Genomic DNA, 16,142 nt, shown 5'->3' with positions numbered 1-16,142 from the left:
AAACTCCATTCGCGAGCAAGCTCGCTCCTACGAAGAGCCTGCGGAGTCGCCGGTTATGCCATACGCTCTTCGCCTGTAGCCTGTAGCCTGTAGCCTGTAGCCTGTAGCCTGTAGCCTGTAGCCTGTAGCCTGTAGCCTGTAGCCTGTAGCCTGTAGCCTGTAGCCTGTAGCCTGTAGCCGCCCCCATGCCCCTAGCATCCCGCCTGCTCACCGCCCTGGCCCCCTGGCGCCAGGTCCCTGCATGGCGGGTGGGCTTCTCCGGCGGGCTGGATTCCACGGTGCTGCTGCACCTGCTGGCCGGGCTGGCCAGGATCGAGTCCCTGCCACCGCTGTCCGCCATCCACGTCCACCATGGCCTGCAGGCTGCGGCCGATGCCTGGCCGGCGCACTGCGAGACGTTCTGCTGTGAGCTGGGCGTGCCGCTGACGATCGAGCGGGTGACGGTAGCGGCGGGCGCCAGCCTGGAGCAGGCCGCGCGCCGCGCACGCTACGAGGCTTTTGCGAAACACCTGAAAACGGGCGATTGCCTGCTGGCCGCCCAGCACCGCGACGACCAGGCCGAGACCCTGCTGTTCCGCCTATTGCGTGGCGCCGGTGTGCGCGGGCTGGCCGGCATGCCGACGGCCCGGCCGCTGGGCGCCGGCATGTTGCTGCGGCCGCTGCTGGATGTCTCCCGCGCCGAACTCGAAGCCTACGCCCTCGAACATGGCCTGCGCTGGATCGAGGACCCGTCCAACGCCGACACCGGTTTCGCCCGCAACTACCTGCGCCAGCGCGTGCTGCCGCTGCTCGCCGAGCGCTGGCCGCAGGCGCCGGGCAACATCGCCCGCAGCGCCGCGCACCTGGCCGAGGCCGAGGCGCTGCTGGCCGAACTGGCGCAGCAGGACCTGGCCGCGGCGCGGCCCGGCAACCCATTCGACTGGCTGGACGTGCCCTCGCTGGCCCTGGCGCCGCTGCTGGCGCTCGGCGAAAGCCGCCAGCGCAATGCCTTGCGCCACTGGCTGGCGCCCTTCGCGCCGATGCCGGACAGCGCCCACTGGGCCGGCTGGCAGGCCCTGCGCGATGCCGCCGGGGATGCCGAACCGGTCTGGCGCCTGGCCACCGGCGAGCTGCAACGCAGCGGCGGGCGGCTCTGGTGGCTATCGGGTGCCTGGTTGCAGGAGGCAGCGTGCGAGCTGAACTGGGACGACCCGTCGCAGCCCCTGGCGCTGCCCGGCAATGGCCTTCTGCACCTGGAAGGTGCACCGCCCGTCGGGCCGCTGCGGGTGAGCCTGCGCGGCGGCGGCGAGCGGCTGGAACTGGCCCGGCGCGGCCACCGCGACCTCAAGCGGCTGCTCAACGAAAGCGCCGTGCCGGCCTTCGTCCGGCCGCGGCTGCCGCTGCTCTGGCGTGGCGGGCAACTGCTCGGCGCGGCCAACCTGCCGGCGCTGCGCCGGGCCGGCGAGACGGGCTGGCGCCTGTGCTGGACGCCCCCGACGAGTGACCCGGGTTTGAGATGAAAGGGCCTTTCCGGTAGACTACGCTCCCGTCTTGTACCGCTCCCGCCGATTCCCACGGAATCAGCGGGAGTACGCTATTTTGAGCGGCATGCGCCGCGGTTTGGGCCGCGGCCCATTCATCGCTTCCCCGGCGGCACAGCCGCCTAAACGCTGACATTCAGGGCTTTTCATGACGCGCTACATCTTCGTCACGGGTGGTGTTGTTTCTTCATTGGGGAAAGGCATCGCCTCGGCTTCCTTGGCTGCCATTCTGGAAGCGCGTGGCTTGAAGATCACGATGCTCAAGCTGGACCCCTACATCAACGTCGATCCGGGCACCATGAGCCCGTTCCAGCACGGCGAGGTGTTCGTCACCCACGACGGCGCGGAAACCGACCTCGACCTGGGCCACTACGAGCGCTTCGTGCGCACCACCATGACCCAGAACAACAACTTCACCACCGGCCGCGTCTACATGGACGTGCTGCGCAAGGAGCGCCGCGGCGACTACCTCGGCGCCACCGTGCAGGTGATCCCGCACATCACCGACGAGATCAAGCGTCGCATCATCAAGGGCGCCGGCGATGCCGACGTGGCCCTGGTGGAAGTCGGCGGCACCGTCGGCGACATCGAGTCGCAGCCGTTCCTCGAGGCGATCCGCCAGCTGCGCGTGGAAATCGGCTCGCGCCGCGCCATGCTCATGCACCTGACCCTGGTCCCGTACATCGCCACCGCCGGCGAGACCAAGACCAAGCCGACCCAGCACTCGGTCAAGGAACTGCGCTCCATCGGCCTGCAGCCGGACGTGCTGGTCTGCCGCTCCGACCACCCGGTGGACGTCTCCTCGCGCCGCAAGATCGCCCTCTTCACCAACGTCGAAGAGCGCGCGGTCATCTCCCTGGAAGACGTCGACACCATCTACCGCATCCCCTCGGTGCTGCACGCCCAGGGCCTGGACGACATCGTCGTCGAGCGCTTCGGCCTGGAGTGCGGCCCGGCCGACCTGTCCGAGTGGGACCGGGTGGTCGACGCCAAGCTCAACCCCGAGCGCGAAGTCACCATCGCCATGGTCGGCAAGTACATGGAACTGCTCGACGCCTACAAGTCGCTGATCGAGGCCATGACCCACGCCGGCATCCAGAGCCGCACCAAGGTCAACCTGCGCTACATCGACTCCGAGGACATCGAGCAGCAGGGCACCGGCCTGCTCGACGGCGCCGACGCCATCCTGGTCCCGGGCGGCTTCGGCCTGCGCGGCGTGGAAGGCAAGATCACCGCCGTGCAGTACGCCCGCGAGAACAAGGTCCCCTACCTGGGCATCTGTCTGGGCATGCAGGTGGCGGTCATCGAATACGCCCGCAACGTGCTGGGCTGGAAAGACGCCAACTCCACCGAGTTCGACAAGGCCAGCGGCCACCCGGTGGTCGGCCTGATCACCGAATGGCAGGATTCCACCGGCGCCACCGAAGTGCGCACCGAGGCCTCCGACCTGGGCGGCACCATGCGCCTGGGCGCCCAGGAGTGCCAGCTCGAAGCCGGCACCCTGGTGCACGACTGCTACGGCAAGGACGTGATCGTCGAGCGCCACCGCCACCGCTACGAAGTGAACAACAACCTGCTGCCGCAACTGCGGGAAGCCGGCCTGAAGATTTCCGGCCGCTCCGGCGACGGCGCCCTGGTGGAAGTGGTCGAGGCCCCGGACCATCCGTGGTTCGTCGCCTGCCAGTTCCACCCGGAGTTCACCTCCACCCCGCGTGATGGCCACCCGCTGTTCAGCGGCTTCGTCAACGCCGCCCTGAAGCAAGCCGGGAAGGCCTGAGCATGACCCAGAAGATCATCCGCGTCGGCGACATCCAGATCGGCAACGAGCTGCCCTTCGTGCTGTTCGGCGGCATGAACGTGCTGGAATCGCGCGACCTGGCCATGCAGGTCTGCGAGGAATACGTGCGGGTGACCGAGAAGCTCGGCATCCCCTACGTGTTCAAGGCCAGCTTCGACAAGGCCAACCGCTCGTCCATGCACTCCTTCCGCGGCCCGGGCATGGAAGAGGGGCTGAAGATCTTCGAAGAGATCAAGCGGACCTTCAAGGTGCCGGTGATCACCGACGTCCACGAGCCCTTCCAGGCCGCCCCGGTGGCCGAAGTGTGCGACATCATCCAACTGCCGGCCTTCCTCTCGCGGCAGACCGACCTGGTGGTGGCCATGGCCCGCACCGGCGCGGTGATCAACATCAAGAAGGCCCAGTTCCTCGCGCCCCAGGAGATGAAACACATCCTGGCCAAGTGCGAGGAGGCCGGCAACGACCAGCTGATCCTCTGCGAGCGTGGCTCCTCCTTCGGTTACAACAACCTGGTGGTGGACATGCTCGGCTTCGGCATCATGAAGCAGTTCCAGTACCCGGTGTTCTTCGACGTCACCCACGCCCTGCAGATGCCGGGCGGGCGCGCCGATTCCGCCGGCGGCCGCCGCGCCCAGGTCACCGACCTGGCCAAGGCCGGCATGAGCCAGGGCCTGGCCGGCCTGTTCCTGGAGGCCCACCCGGACCCCGAGCACGCCAAGTGCGACGGTCCGTGCGCCCTGCGCTTGAACAAGCTCGAGCCTTTCCTGTCCCAGCTCAAGCAGCTGGACGACCTGGTGAAGAGTTTCCCCACCATCGAGACCGCCTAAGTCTCACCAGCCCGCCCCGTTTATCTATCTTCGGAGTGTTATCAAGAATGGCAAAGATCGTCGACATCAAGGGCCGTGAGGTCCTGGACTCCCGCGGCAACCCGACCGTTGAAGCGGACGTGATCCTGGACAACGGCATCGTCGGCAGCGCCTGCGCCCCGTCCGGTGCTTCCACCGGTTCCCGCGAGGCACTCGAACTGCGCGATGGCGACAAGAGCCGTTACCTGGGTAAAGGCGTGCTGAAGGCCGTGGCCAACATCAACGGCCCGATCCGCGACCTGCTGCTGGGCAAGGACCCGGTCGAGCAGAAGGCGCTGGACCAGGCGATGATCGAACTCGACGGCACCGACAACAAGGCCAAGCTGGGCGCCAACGCCATCCTGGCCGTGTCCCTGGCTGCCGCCAAGGCTGCCGCACAGGCCAAGGGCGTACCGCTGTATGCGCACATCGCCGACCTGAACGGCACCCCGGGCGTGTACTCCATGCCGGTGCCGATGATGAACATCATCAACGGCGGCGAGCATGCCGACAACAACGTCGACATCCAGGAGTTCATGGTCCAGCCGGTCGGCGCCAAGACCTTCGCCGACGCCCTGCGCATGGGCGCCGAGATCTTCCACCACCTCAAGGCCGTGCTGAAGGCCCGTGGCCTGAGCACCTCGGTGGGCGACGAAGGCGGTTTCGCCCCGAACCTGGCGTCCAACGAAGAAGCCCTGGCCGCCATCTCCGAAGCCGTGGCCAACGCCGGCTACAAGCTGGGTGACGACGTGACCCTGGCCCTGGACTGCGCCTCCAGCGAGTTCTTCAAGGACGGCAAGTACGACCTCGAAGGCGAAGGCAAGGTGTTCGACGCCGCCGGTTTCGCCGACTACCTGGCCGGCCTGGCCGAGCGCTTCCCGATCATCTCCATCGAAGACGGCATGGACGAGTCCGACTGGGCGGGCTGGAAGGTCCTCACCGACAAGATCGGCGGCAAGGTCCAGCTGGTCGGCGACGACCTGTTCGTGACCAACACCAGGATCCTCAAGGAAGGCATCGAGAAGGGCATCGGCAACTCCATCCTGATCAAGTTCAACCAGATCGGCTCGCTGACCGAGACCCTCGAAGCCATCCAGATGGCCAAGGCCGCCGGCTACACCGCGGTGATCTCGCACCGCAGCGGTGAAACCGAGGACAGCACCATCGCCGACCTGGCCGTAGGCACCGCCGCCGGCCAGATCAAGACCGGCTCGCTGTGCCGTTCCGACCGCGTGTCCAAGTACAACCAGCTGCTGCGCATCGAAGAGCAGCTGGGCGCCAAGGCGCCGTACCGTGGTCGCGCGGAATTCCGCGGCTGACGCTAGTCTGGTACGGTGAAGGGGTGGCAGGAGCCACCCCTTCGCACATGGAGCCCACAATTGCGTCTCAGTAAGCTGCGCAGCCCCTACTGGCTGTTCCTCGTCCTGCTCCTGGGCCTCGCCGGCCTGCAGTATCGCCTGTGGGTGGGGGACGGCAGCCTGGCGCAGGTGCGCGAGCTGGAGAAGCAGATCGCCGACCAGCAGGGCGAGAACCAGCGCCTGCTCGAGCGCAACCGCATCCTCGAGGCCGAGGTGGCGGAACTGAAGAAAGGCACCGAGACGGTCGAGGAGCGTGCCCGCCACGAGCTCGGCATGGTCAAGGACAAGGAAACCCTCTACCAGCTGGCGCAATGAAATTCCGCGACATCTCCCTGCCGGCCTTCTGGGCCGTGATCCCCGCCGCGGGCATTGGCTCGCGCATGCGCGCCGATCGCCCCAAGCAATACCTCGACCTCGCCGGTCGCTGCATCCTCGAACACACCCTCGACTGCTTCCTCGGCCATCCCATGCTCAAGGGCCTGGTGGTTTGCCTGGCGCCTGACGACCCCTGGTGGCCGGAGCTGCCCTGCGCCGCCGACCCGCGCATCCTGCGCGCCGAAGGCGGCTGCGAGCGCGCCGACTCGGTGCTCAACGGCCTGCTGCTGCTCAACGAACAGGGTGCCGCCAGCGACGACTGGGTGCTGGTGCACGACGCGGCGCGGCCGAACCTCAGCCGTGGCGACCTCGACCGCCTGCTGGGCGAGCTGGAGAACGACGCCGTGGGCGGCCTGCTCGGCGTGCCGGCGCGGGATACGCTCAAGCGCGTCGGCGCCGATGGCCGGGTGCTGGAAACCGTCGACCGCAGTGTGGTCTGGCAGGCCTACACGCCGCAGATGTTCCACCTCGGCGCCTTGCACCGCGCCCTGGCCGACGCCCTGGTGGCGGGCGCCGCCATCACCGACGAAGCCTCGGCGATGGAGTGGGCCGGCAGCGCGCCGAAGATGGTCGAGGGCCGCGCCGACAACATCAAGGTCACCACCCCGGAAGACCTGCAGCGGCTGCAACGGACTTTCGGAAAACGCTGAAACCATGAAGCGCCTTGCGAGGTTCCTGCCCAGGCTCGAAGGCGACTTGCACCGCATCCTGCGCTGGGCCGGCGACGGCTGGCGCATGCCCTGGCTGTGCCTGGGCCTGGCGCTGCTGGGTACCTGCAGCGCCGCCTACCCGATCACCTCCGTGGTGGTGCCGGCGGTCCTCGTGGCGCCACGGCGCTGGGCCGGCATAGCGCTGAGCGCCGCCCTGGGCAGCGCACTGGGGGCCCTGCTGCTGACGATCGTCCTGCACCACATGGGCTGGGCCAGCCTGTACGCCCACTTCCCGCAATTGCTGCAGGACCCGAGCTGGGCGCGGGTGATGGACTGGACCCACCGCTACGGCCTGCTGGCGCTGTTCCTGGTGTCCATCTCGCCATTGCCGCAGACGCCGGCGCTGGTGGTGCTGTCCAACGTGCCGCTGCACTATCCCGGCGTGCTGCTGGCGATCTTCACCGGCAAGCTGCTCAAGTACCTGGCGTTCGCCTGGGTCGGTTCGCGCTTCCCCGGGCGTATCCACGCCTTCCTGCACCGCCACGGCCGCCATGCCAGCCGTGGCGATTCGGCCTAGAGACGGCGCGCCGGGATATCCGGCCATCGCGAACGAGAAACGCCATGCCGCACGGCAACCTGTAGGAGCGGACTCCGTCCGCGATTTCGCGCGCAGGGCGCGCTCCTACAAGGGGATGGTGCGGCGGGGCAGCGTAGGAGCGGATCTCATCCGCGAACCGCGCCGATACGTCCGGCTATCGCGGACAAGGTCCGCTCCTACGGGGGAGGGATATACCGTGTCTCATGGCAATTGTAGGAGCGGGCCCTGCCCGCGAATCGCGCGCAGGGCGCGCTCCTACAGGGGGATGGTGTGGCGGGGCAGCGTAGGAGCGGATCTCATCCGCGAACCGCGCCGATACGTCCGACTATCGCGGACAAGGTCCGCTTCCGCAGGGGCAGGCTTTTCGCTCTTGCCTGCCGCTTGCAGCCTGCCGCCTGCCGCCGCTTTCACCCCAACAACGGCACCTCGATGAGGAAGCGGAACAGCGCGCCATGCTGCTCCACCGCCAGGCAGTTGTAGCCGTGGCGCTTGGTGTCCTCGGGGATGCCGTGCACCGACTGCGAGCAGTCGGTGACTACCTCCAGCAGGTCGCCCGGCTTCAGCGTCTCCAGGGTTTCCAGGGTGGCGATGGCGTTGTACGGGCAATGCTCGCCGCGCAGGTCAAGCGACAGCGTCGGCGTCTTGTTCGCGCTCATTGGCGGTTTTCCTCGAACGGGTGAAGCGGTTGGCGTTCAGCTGCACCAGCAGCATGCACAGCGCAAGGCCGGCGAAGGTCAGCAGCAGGCCGCCGCCGGGGCCGAAGATCTGCAGCAGGTTGAGCTTGGGATAGGGCAGGGCGAGTGCGCTGCCCAGCGAATCCCAGTACACCGCCACCAGGGTGCCGCCGATCACGTTGCCGACGCCGACCACCCAGAAATGCACCTGGCCTTCCATCGAGCGGTACATCCAGCCGGTCTCGCAGCCGCCGGCGAGGACGATGCCGATGCCGAACAGCACGCCGCCGATCACCGCGTTGGGGCCCATCCAGAAGGTCTTCGGCGCCACGCCCAGGTGGATCGCCGCGAAGGTGCCGACGCAGGCCGCGGCCATGCCCAGCAGGATGCCGAAGGCTGCCTTGGTCCTGCCGGTGGTCCAGAGGTCGCGGGCGGCGCTGGTGAAGCAGATCTGCGCGCGCTCGATCAGGCCGCCGAACAGCAGGCCGAACAGGGTGGCCAGGCCCAGCACCAGGGACACCTCGAAGCGCCAGGCGGCGAACAGCGCGGCCACGGCCAGCACCGCCAGGCCCAGGCGCCATTGCACCTTGGCGCGGCGGGCCAGGCTCGCCGCGTCGGGCAGGCTGGCGGCCTTGCCGGTGACCTTCAGCGGCGTGCGCAGGAACGGCAGCAGGCTCAGCTTCACGCCGAACCAGGCGCCGATCACGGTGGACAGCATGAAGGCCCAGGCATGCACCGAGAACATCGGGATGCCGGTGAAGAAGGCCGCCAGGTTGCAGCCCATGGCCAGGCGCGCGCCGAAGCCGGCGACGATGCCGCCCACCAGGCCCTGCAGCAGGCGCCGCCGGCTGGTCGGCCAGCGCAGGCTGACGTTGCCGGCCCAGAGCGCGCAGCACAGCGCGCCGAGGAACATGCCGATGATCATCACGCCGTCGATGCGGTCCAGCGGCGTGCCCTGCAGGCCGATGATCTTGAAGTAGCTCCAGTCCTGCACCGGCACGCCGAACCAGGACAGCACGTGGCCGCCCCAGCGGGTGAATTCCCCGGTGACGGCCCAGAAGGTCCCGGTCAGGGCGAAGTAGTAGGCGGAGGCGACGCCGAGCGCGACCAGCGTCGGCAGTGGCGACCAGAAGCGCAGCAGGTAGCGTTCGCGGAAGGCGGCAAGAGTGGGCATGACGGCATCCTTGGCAGGGTAGCGGGTAAAACGACAAGTTTAACTGAATCGCCGGAACCAGCCTTGCCTCAGGGCATGCCGGGGTGGATGCGCTGCAGGCCATCCTTGAGGAAGTCCACCAGCTGGCGCACCTTCGGCGACAGGTGCCGCTGCTGCGGGTAGAGCGCCCAGACCGCGGTGTTCGGCGGCTGATGGTCCGCCAGCAGGGAGACCAGGCGGCCGCTGCGCAGGTGTTCCAGCACGTAGTAGTCCGGCAGCTGGCACAGGCCGAAGCCGCGCAGCGCGGCGTCGAGCACCGCCTGGCCGCTGTTGCAGCGCCAGTTGCCCTGGACCCGGTGCTGCGTCTCGCGGCCGTCCTCCAGGAAGCTCCACAGGTCGCTGCTACCCACCAGGCAGTTGTGCTGCGCCAGTTCCGCCGGCGACTGCGGCGCGCCGTGGTGTTCCAGGTAGCCGGGCGTGGCGCACAGGTACATCACCCGCGGCGCCAGGCGCGTGGCCACCAGGCGCGAGTCGCTCAGGCGGCCGAGGCGGATGGCCAGGTCGAACCCCTCGTGGAGCAGGTCGAGCTGGCGGTTGGACAGCTCGATGTCCACCCGCAACTGCGGGTAGTCGGCCATGAAGGCATTCACCAGCGGCACCACGAAGCGCTCTCCGTAGGCCACCGCGCAGGTCATGCGCAGCAGGCCCTTGGGTTCGGCGGAGAGGTCGCTGACCGCCCGCAGCGCCTCGTCGCGGGCATCCTGCAGGCGCTGGCAGTGCTGCAGGAAGGTCTGCCCGGCCTCGCTCAGCGAAACGCGCCGGGTGCTGCGGTAGAGCAGGCGGGCCTGCAGGCGCTCCTCCAGCCGGGCGATCTGCCGGCTGACATGGGAGGAGGAGACGCCCAGGCGTTCGGCGGCGGCGGTGAACTGCCCGGTTTCCGCCACCGCGACGAATTCGTCGAGGCCTTCCCAGCGATTCATCTGGATTATCCCTGCATGGCAATAATGTTTTGATTATTGCCTGATTATTTCTTTCCAGGCACTTTTCTACACTTTCAAGGCTGTGCCCCGCGCTTTTCGCCGGGGCCGCCCGGTTTCCGCCGGCGTCCTTCGCCGGCCGCTTCCGCCCCGCAGGCGGAGGCCCATGCATCAACCCGCCAGGAGTTCCGAGATGATCAAGTCCCGTGCCGCCGTCGCCTTCGCCCCCAACCAGCCGCTGCAGGTGGTCGAGGTGGACGTGGCGCCGCCGAAGAAGGGCGAGGTGCTGGTACGCATCGTCGCCACCGGGGTCTGCCACACCGACGCCTACACCCTGTCCGGCCAGGATTCCGAAGGCGTGTTCCCGTGCATCCTCGGCCACGAGGGTGGCGGCATCGTCGAAGCGGTGGGCGAGGGCGTGACCTCGCTGCAGGTCGGCGACCACGTGATCCCGCTGTATACCGCCGAATGCCGCGAGTGCAAGTTCTGCAAGTCCGGCAAGACCAACCTCTGCCAGGCCGTGCGCGCCACCCAGGGCAAGGGCCTGATGCCCGACGGCACCAGCCGCTTCTCCTACAACGGCCAGCCGGTCTACCACTACATGGGCTGCTCGACCTTCTCCGAGTACACCGTGCTGCCGGAAATCTCCCTGGCGAAGATTCCCAAGGACGCGCCGCTGGAGAAGGTCTGCCTGCTCGGCTGCGGCGTCACCACCGGCATCGGCGCCGTGCTCAACACCGCCAAGGTGGAAGAGGGCGCCAGCGTGGCCATCTTCGGTCTGGGCGGCATTGGCCTGGCGGCAATCATCGGCGCCAGGATGGCCAAGGCCTCGCGGATCATCGCCGTCGACATCAACCCGGCCAAGTTCGACATCGCCAGGGAACTGGGCGCCACCGACTTCGTCAACCCGAAGGACCACCAGAAGCCGATCCAGGACGTCATCGTCGAGATGACCGACGGCGGCGTGGACTACTCCTTCGAGTGCGTCGGCAACGTGCAGCTGATGCGCGCGGCGCTGGAGTGCTGCCACAAGGGCTGGGGCGAGTCGACCATCATCGGCGTCGCCGGCGCCGGCCAGGAGATCAGCACCCGGCCGTTCCAGCTGGTCACCGGCCGCGTCTGGCGCGGTTCGGCGTTCGGCGGCGTGCGCGGCCGTACCGAGCTGCCCAGCTACGTGGAGAAGGCGCAGAAGGGCGAAATCCCGCTGGACACCTTCATCACCCACACCATGGGCCTGGACAGGATCAACGAGGCCTTCGAGCTGATGCACGAAGGCAAGAGCATCCGCTCCGTCATCCACTACTGATCGAGCCGCCGGGGCCACGGCCCCGGCTTCGCGACACAAGGAGACTGCCATGACGGAATCCATCGAACTGCTCAGCAGCCAGAAGAGCTTCGGCGGCTGGCACCAGCGCTACCGCCACCATTCCCCGACGCTCGGCTGCGACATGGTGTTCGCCATCTACCTGCCGCCCCAGGCCGAGCCCGAGGCCGGCCTGCCGGTGCTCTACTGGCTGTCGGGGCTGACCTGCACCGACGAGAACTTCATGCAGAAGGCCGGCGCCCAGCGCCTGGCCGCTGAGCTGGGCCTGGTGATAGTGGCGCCGGACACCAGCCCGCGCGGCCCCGAGGTGCCCGGTGACGCGGAAGGCGCCTGGGACTTCGGCCTGGGCGCGGGCTTCTACCTCAACGCCACCCAGCAGCCCTGGGCGCGCAACTACCGCATGCACGACTACGTGGTGCACGAGCTGCCGGCGCTGATCGAGGACAACTTCCCGGTCTCCGCCCGCCGCGGCATCGCCGGCCACTCCATGGGCGGCCATGGCGCGCTGGTCTGCGCGCTGCGCAACCCGGGGCGCTACCAGTCGCTGTCGGCCTTCGCGCCCATCAGCCATCCCAGCGACTGCCCTTGGGGCCAGAAGGCCTTCGGCCGCTACCTGGGCGAGGACCGCAAGGCCTGGGCCGAATGGGACGCCTGCGAGCTGCTGGCCGGCGCCGGCGAGCGTCTGCCGATCCTGGTGGACCAGGGCGAGCGCGACGACTTCCTCGCCACCCAGCTCAAGCCCGAGGCCCTGCGCCAGGCGGCGGAAGCGGCGGGGCACCCGCTGGAGCTGCGCCTGCACCCGGGCTACGACCACAGCTACTACTTCATCGCCAGCTTCATCGACGACCACCTGCGCCACCATGCGCGGGCGCTGTCCTGAAGGCGCCGCGGCTTTCCGGTAGAATCGACGCCCTGACTGACTCAGGGCGTTTTTCTATGCGTATCGGCCATGGCTACGACGTGCACCGCTTCGGCGAGGGCGACTTCATCACCCTCGGCGGCGTGCGCATTCCCCACAAGTTCGGGCTCATCGCCCACTCCGACGGCGACGTGCTGCTGCATGCGCTGAGCGATGCGCTGCTCGGCGCCTGCGCCCTGGGCGACATCGGCAAGCACTTCCCGGACACCGACCCGCGCTTCAAGGGCGCCGACAGCCGCGCGCTGCTGCGCCACGTGGTGACCCTGGTGCACGAGAAGGGCCATGTGATCGGCAACGTCGACGCCACCATCATCGCCCAGGCGCCGAAGATGGCGCCGCACATCGAGGCCATGCGCGCCGCCATCGCCGAGGACCTGCAGGTCGATATCGAACAGGTCAACGTCAAGGCCACCACCACCGAGAAGCTCGGCTTCACCGGGCGCGAGGAAGGCATCGCGGTGCACGCCGTCGCCCTGCTGGTCCGTCCATGACCGAACTGGAGCTGCTGGGCCCGCGCGCCCATGGCGAGCCCTGCGGCCGCGCGGTGCTCAAGGCGGTGGCCGAGGACTTCCAGGTCGACGAGGTGCTGGACATCCCGCTGTCCGGCGAGGGCGAGCACCTCTGGCTGTGGGTGGAAAAGCGCGGGCTGAACACCGAGGAGGCCGCGCGCCGCCTGGCCCGTGCGGCCGGGGTGTCGCAGCGGCTGATCAGCTACGCCGGGCTCAAGGACCGCCAGGCCCTGACGCGGCAGTGGTTCAGCCTGCACCTGCCGGGCAAGGCCGACCCCGACCTGGCCGCGGCCGAGGACGACAGCCTGCGCATCCTCAAGCGCACCCGCCACCAGCGCAAGCTGCAGCGCGGCGCCCATGCGGCCAACGGCTTCACCCTGCGCCTGACGCAGTTGCAGGGTGAGCATGAGGCACTCGACGAGCGGCTGCGGTGTATCGCTGCCGAGGGCGTGCCCAACTATTTCGGCAGCCAGCGCTTCGGCTTCGACGGCGGCAACGTCGTGGATGCCCGCAGCTGTGCCGAGCGCGGCATCCTGCCCGGGCAGCGCAACCTGCGTTCGCGCCTGCTCTCGGCCGGGCGCAGCTACCTGTTCAACCGGGTGCTGGCGCGACGGGTGGCCGACGGCAGCTGGAACCGCGCCCAGGTCGGCGACCTGCTGGCCTTCACCGACAGCCGCAGTTTCTTCCCGGCGGGCCAGGCGGAATGCGACGACCCGCGCCTGGCCGCCCTCGACCTGCACCCCACCGGGCCGCTCTGGGGCCAGGGCGCCTCGCCGGCCGGCGACGCCAGCGGCGAGCTGGAAAATATCGTGGGGGCCGCGGAGGTGGCGCTTTGCCAGTGGCTGGGCAATGCTGATCTGGCGCACGAACGGCGCATCCTGCGCCTCCCCATCCAGGCCCTGGCATGGCATTATCCGGCCCCTGACATTCTGCAACTGGAATTCGTCCTGCCGGCAGGCTGCTTCGCCACCGTCGTCGTGCGCGAGCTGGTCGAGCTGGTACCGGCAGGGCAAACGGAAAACCCATGCGCATACTGATTGCCAACGACGACGGGGTGAACGCACCCGGTATCGCCGCGCTTTACGACGCGCTGAGCGAAGATGCCGAATGCGTGGTGGTCGCTCCCGAACAGGATCGCAGCGGCGCCAGCAGCTCGCTGACCCTGGACCGGCCGCTGCACGCGCAGCGGCTGAGCAATGGATTCATCGGCATCGACGGCACGCCGACCGACTGCGTGCACCTGGGCCTCAACGGCCTGCTGGAGACGCTGCCGGACATGGTCGTCTCGGGCATCAACCTGGGCGCCAACCTGGGCGACGACGTGCTCTATTCCGGCACCGTGGCCGCCGCCATCGAGGGCCGCTTCCTGGCGCGCCCGGCGTTCGCCTTCTCGCTGCTCTCGCGCCAGCCGGACAACCTCTACAGCGCCATGCACTTCGCCCGCCTGCTGGTGCAGAACCACGAGCGGCTCGAGCTGCCGCCGCGCACCGTGCTCAACGTCAACATCCCGAACCTGCCGCTGGAGCGCATCCGCGGCATCCAGCTGACCCGCCTGGGCCATCGCAAGCGCGCCGCGGCGCCGGTCCGGGTGGTCAACCCGCGGGGGCGCGAAGGCTACTGGATCGCGGCGGCCGGCGACGCCGAGGACGGCGGCGAGGGCACCGACTTCCATGCGGTGATGCAGGGCTACGTCTCGGTCACGCCGCTGCAACTGGACCGAACCTTCCGCGAGGCGTTCAATGGACTGCAGGACTGGATCGGAGGGCTGGACCATGGCCGATGAACTGAGTCGCCGCGGTATCGGCATGACTTCCCAGCGTACCCGCGAACGGCTGATCCAGCGCCTGTACGAGGAAGGCCTGTCCAACGCCCGGGTGCTCGAGGTGATCCGCCGCACGCCGCGCCACCTGTTCGTCGACGAGGCGCTGTCGCACCGCGCCTACGAGGATACGGCGCTGCCCATCGGCCACAATCAGACCATCTCGCAACCCTTCATGGTGGCGCGGATGACCGAACTGCTGCTGGCCGCCGGCCCCCTGGACAAGGTACTGGAGATCGGCACCGGCTCCGGCTACCAGACCGCGGTGCTGGCGCAACTGGTCGAGCGGGTGTTCTCCGTCGAGCGGATTCAGGCCCTGCAGGACCGCGCCAAGGAGCGACTTGCGGAGCTAAACCTGAGAAATGTTGTCTTTCGCTGGGGGGATGGCTGGGAAGGCTGGTCGGCGCTGGCACCGTACAACGGTATCATCGTCACCGCGGCAGCCGCCGAGGTCCCGCAGGCGCTGCTCGACCAACTGGCGCCGGGCGGGCGCCTGGTGATCCCGGTGGGCAGCGGCGAAGTGCAGCAACTGATGCTGATCGAGCGCACCGGCGACGGATTCGACCGGCGCGTGCTGGACTCGGTGCGCTTCGTTCCCCTGCTCAACGGCCCCCTGGGCTGAGCGGCGGCGGGAGCGCCGTCGCACGGCCAGGGGGAGCATAACGGCGAGATGCCGGGCACATATTCGATGGATAAGGGGGAAGGGGTGAGCCCTATCGCGGCCCAGAAACAATGGATCTGGATTCGGAGCGGCGTCCGCTTGCTGCTGGCGGCAGCATTCTGTTCCCTGCTCGCGGCCTGCGCATCCTCCTCCGGGGGCAAGGTCAAGGTGGTCGACCGCAACCAGGCCGACCGCACGCCGGCGACCACCAGCGGCCAGTACGTGGTGCGCCGCGGCGACACCCTGTACTCCATCGCCTTCCGCTACGGCTGGGACTGGAAGGCCCTGGCCGCGCACAACAACATCCCGCCGCCCTACACCATCCGCCCGGGGCAGGCCATTCGTTTCGGCGGTGCCGGCTCCAGTACGGCGGCACAGCCGGTGGTCGCCAAAACCGCGCCGTCCGTCGTGCCAGTGGTGGCCGGCAAGCCCACCGCCGGTTCTCCGGCACCGGCCAAGCCCGCGCCCGCGGCCACCGTCAGCAATACGACACCCCCCGCCAGCAGTGCTCCTTCCCAGGCTTCGGGCAAGGGCGCGGAGGGCTGGATGTGGCCGACCAATGGCACTTTGATAGGCCGCTTTGCATCAAACGGCAGTTTGAATAAAGGGATTGATATAGCCGGGCAATTGGGCCAGCCTGTCCTGGCTGCGTCGAATGGCACGGTTGTGTACGCCGGTAGTGGTTTGCGGGGCTACGGCGAACTCGTGATCATCAAGCACAGCGATACCTACGTGAGTGCCTACGGCCACAACCGCAGGCTGCTCGTTCGGGAAGGGCAACAGGTCAAAGTCGGGCAGAGCATTGCCGAGATGGGCTCCACAGGCACGGACCGGGTGAAGCTGCACTTCGAGATTCGCCGTCAGGGCAAACCCGTGGACCCCTTGCAATACCTGCCACCTCGTTGATCGACCGCCGTATCCCGCGTGGGTGAGCGGGCTTGGACGTCCCAAGGATATGGATT

General features: G+C 68.3%; 17 protein-coding genes. 14 read left to right on the top strand and 3 right to left on the bottom strand.

Annotation, left to right across the window (positions count from 1 at the left end):
- The first annotated feature begins 185 nt into the window (after positions 1 to 185).
- The 7 genes from tilS (at position 186) to VV867_RS12745 (ending at position 7,123) form a co-directional block, all read left to right on the top strand.
- The gene (gene tilS, locus VV867_RS12775; protein WP_328566585.1) at positions 186 to 1,499 is read left to right on the top strand and encodes a tRNA lysidine(34) synthetase TilS; all 1,314 of its coding nucleotides are present in this window, start codon (positions 186 to 188) and stop codon (positions 1,497 to 1,499) included.
- Between the two features lie 169 nt (positions 1,500 to 1,668).
- A complete protein-coding gene (locus VV867_RS12770) occupies positions 1,669 to 3,297 on the top strand; it encodes a CTP synthase (protein WP_089394583.1) in 1,629 nt (542 codons plus the stop codon).
- 2 nt (positions 3,298 to 3,299) lie between these two features.
- Positions 3,300 to 4,145: a 3-deoxy-8-phosphooctulonate synthase gene (gene kdsA / locus VV867_RS12765; protein WP_109935162.1), complete on the top strand. Its 846-nt coding sequence runs from the start codon at positions 3,300 to 3,302 to the stop codon at positions 4,143 to 4,145.
- A gap of 47 nt (positions 4,146 to 4,192) precedes the next feature.
- Positions 4,193 to 5,482 (top strand): phosphopyruvate hydratase, encoded by a 1,290-nt coding sequence (gene eno, locus VV867_RS12760; protein WP_089394581.1) that lies wholly within the window; start codon positions 4,193 to 4,195, stop codon positions 5,480 to 5,482.
- A 75-nt stretch (positions 5,483 to 5,557) separates the two neighbouring features.
- On the top strand, positions 5,558 to 5,836 hold the full coding sequence (gene ftsB / locus VV867_RS12755; protein WP_024128518.1) for a cell division protein FtsB: 279 nt from the start codon (positions 5,558 to 5,560) through the stop codon (positions 5,834 to 5,836).
- Positions 5,833 to 6,546 carry a 2-C-methyl-D-erythritol 4-phosphate cytidylyltransferase gene (gene ispD / locus VV867_RS12750; RefSeq protein WP_328566584.1) on the top strand — a complete coding sequence of 238 codons (714 nt, stop codon included), beginning with the start codon at positions 5,833 to 5,835 and terminating at the stop codon, positions 6,544 to 6,546. Before ftsB ends, ispD begins: the two co-directional genes overlap by 4 nt.
- A gap of 4 nt (positions 6,547 to 6,550) precedes the next feature.
- Positions 6,551 to 7,123: a hypothetical protein gene (locus VV867_RS12745; protein ID WP_109935160.1), complete on the top strand. Its 573-nt coding sequence runs from the start codon at positions 6,551 to 6,553 to the stop codon at positions 7,121 to 7,123.
- A gap of 428 nt (positions 7,124 to 7,551) precedes the next feature.
- Here VV867_RS12745 and yedF read toward each other — a convergent pair whose 3' ends face one another.
- From yedF to VV867_RS12730, 3 genes are all read right to left on the bottom strand, one after another.
- Positions 7,552 to 7,800 (bottom strand): sulfurtransferase-like selenium metabolism protein YedF, encoded by a 249-nt coding sequence (gene yedF / locus VV867_RS12740; protein WP_009616683.1) that lies wholly within the window; start codon positions 7,798 to 7,800, stop codon positions 7,552 to 7,554.
- Positions 7,766 to 8,992, bottom strand: a complete 1,227-nt coding sequence (gene yedE, locus VV867_RS12735) for a selenium metabolism membrane protein YedE/FdhT (protein WP_109935159.1) — start codon at positions 8,990 to 8,992, stop codon at positions 7,766 to 7,768. The genes yedF and yedE overlap by 35 nt, the downstream gene beginning before the upstream one ends.
- Positions 8,993 to 9,060: 68 nt before the next feature.
- Positions 9,061 to 9,951 (bottom strand): LysR substrate-binding domain-containing protein, encoded by an 891-nt coding sequence (locus tag VV867_RS12730; protein WP_275628961.1) that lies wholly within the window; start codon positions 9,949 to 9,951, stop codon positions 9,061 to 9,063.
- A gap of 190 nt (positions 9,952 to 10,141) precedes the next feature.
- Here VV867_RS12730 and VV867_RS12725 point away from each other — a divergent pair, with 190 nt between their 5' ends.
- The 7 genes from VV867_RS12725 (at position 10,142) to VV867_RS12695 (ending at position 16,086) form a co-directional block, all read left to right on the top strand.
- A complete protein-coding gene (locus VV867_RS12725) occupies positions 10,142 to 11,254 on the top strand; it encodes an S-(hydroxymethyl)glutathione dehydrogenase/class III alcohol dehydrogenase (RefSeq protein WP_328566583.1) in 1,113 nt (370 codons plus the stop codon).
- A 49-nt stretch (positions 11,255 to 11,303) separates the two neighbouring features.
- Positions 11,304 to 12,152, top strand: a complete 849-nt coding sequence (gene fghA, locus VV867_RS12720) for an S-formylglutathione hydrolase (protein WP_089394575.1) — start codon at positions 11,304 to 11,306, stop codon at positions 12,150 to 12,152.
- A 56-nt stretch (positions 12,153 to 12,208) separates the two neighbouring features.
- Positions 12,209 to 12,682 (top strand): 2-C-methyl-D-erythritol 2,4-cyclodiphosphate synthase, encoded by a 474-nt coding sequence (ispF, locus tag VV867_RS12715; RefSeq protein ID WP_109933389.1) that lies wholly within the window; start codon positions 12,209 to 12,211, stop codon positions 12,680 to 12,682.
- Entirely contained in the window at positions 12,679 to 13,737 is a 1,059-nt protein-coding gene (gene truD, locus VV867_RS12710) for a tRNA pseudouridine(13) synthase TruD (protein WP_328566582.1), read from the top strand. Before ispF ends, truD begins: the two co-directional genes overlap by 4 nt.
- Positions 13,725 to 14,483 carry a 5'/3'-nucleotidase SurE gene (surE, locus tag VV867_RS12705; RefSeq protein WP_109933391.1) on the top strand — a complete coding sequence of 253 codons (759 nt, stop codon included), beginning with the start codon at positions 13,725 to 13,727 and terminating at the stop codon, positions 14,481 to 14,483. Before truD ends, surE begins: the two co-directional genes overlap by 13 nt.
- A gap of 22 nt (positions 14,484 to 14,505) precedes the next feature.
- Positions 14,506 to 15,141, top strand: a complete 636-nt coding sequence (locus tag VV867_RS12700) for a protein-L-isoaspartate(D-aspartate) O-methyltransferase (RefSeq protein ID WP_099049128.1) — start codon at positions 14,506 to 14,508, stop codon at positions 15,139 to 15,141.
- A gap of 66 nt (positions 15,142 to 15,207) precedes the next feature.
- Positions 15,208 to 16,086 carry a peptidoglycan DD-metalloendopeptidase family protein gene (locus VV867_RS12695; RefSeq protein ID WP_109933392.1) on the top strand — a complete coding sequence of 293 codons (879 nt, stop codon included), beginning with the start codon at positions 15,208 to 15,210 and terminating at the stop codon, positions 16,084 to 16,086.
- The last annotated feature ends 56 nt before the right edge of the window (positions 16,087 to 16,142 follow it).

It is taken from the genome of Pseudomonas sp. JH-2 (assembly GCF_036231725.1).
Lineage (GTDB): Bacteria > Pseudomonadota > Gammaproteobacteria > Pseudomonadales > Pseudomonadaceae > Pseudomonas > Pseudomonas delhiensis.
The sequence above is the reverse complement of the archived record's forward strand: the minus strand, read 5'-3'. Positions and strand labels throughout refer to the sequence as shown.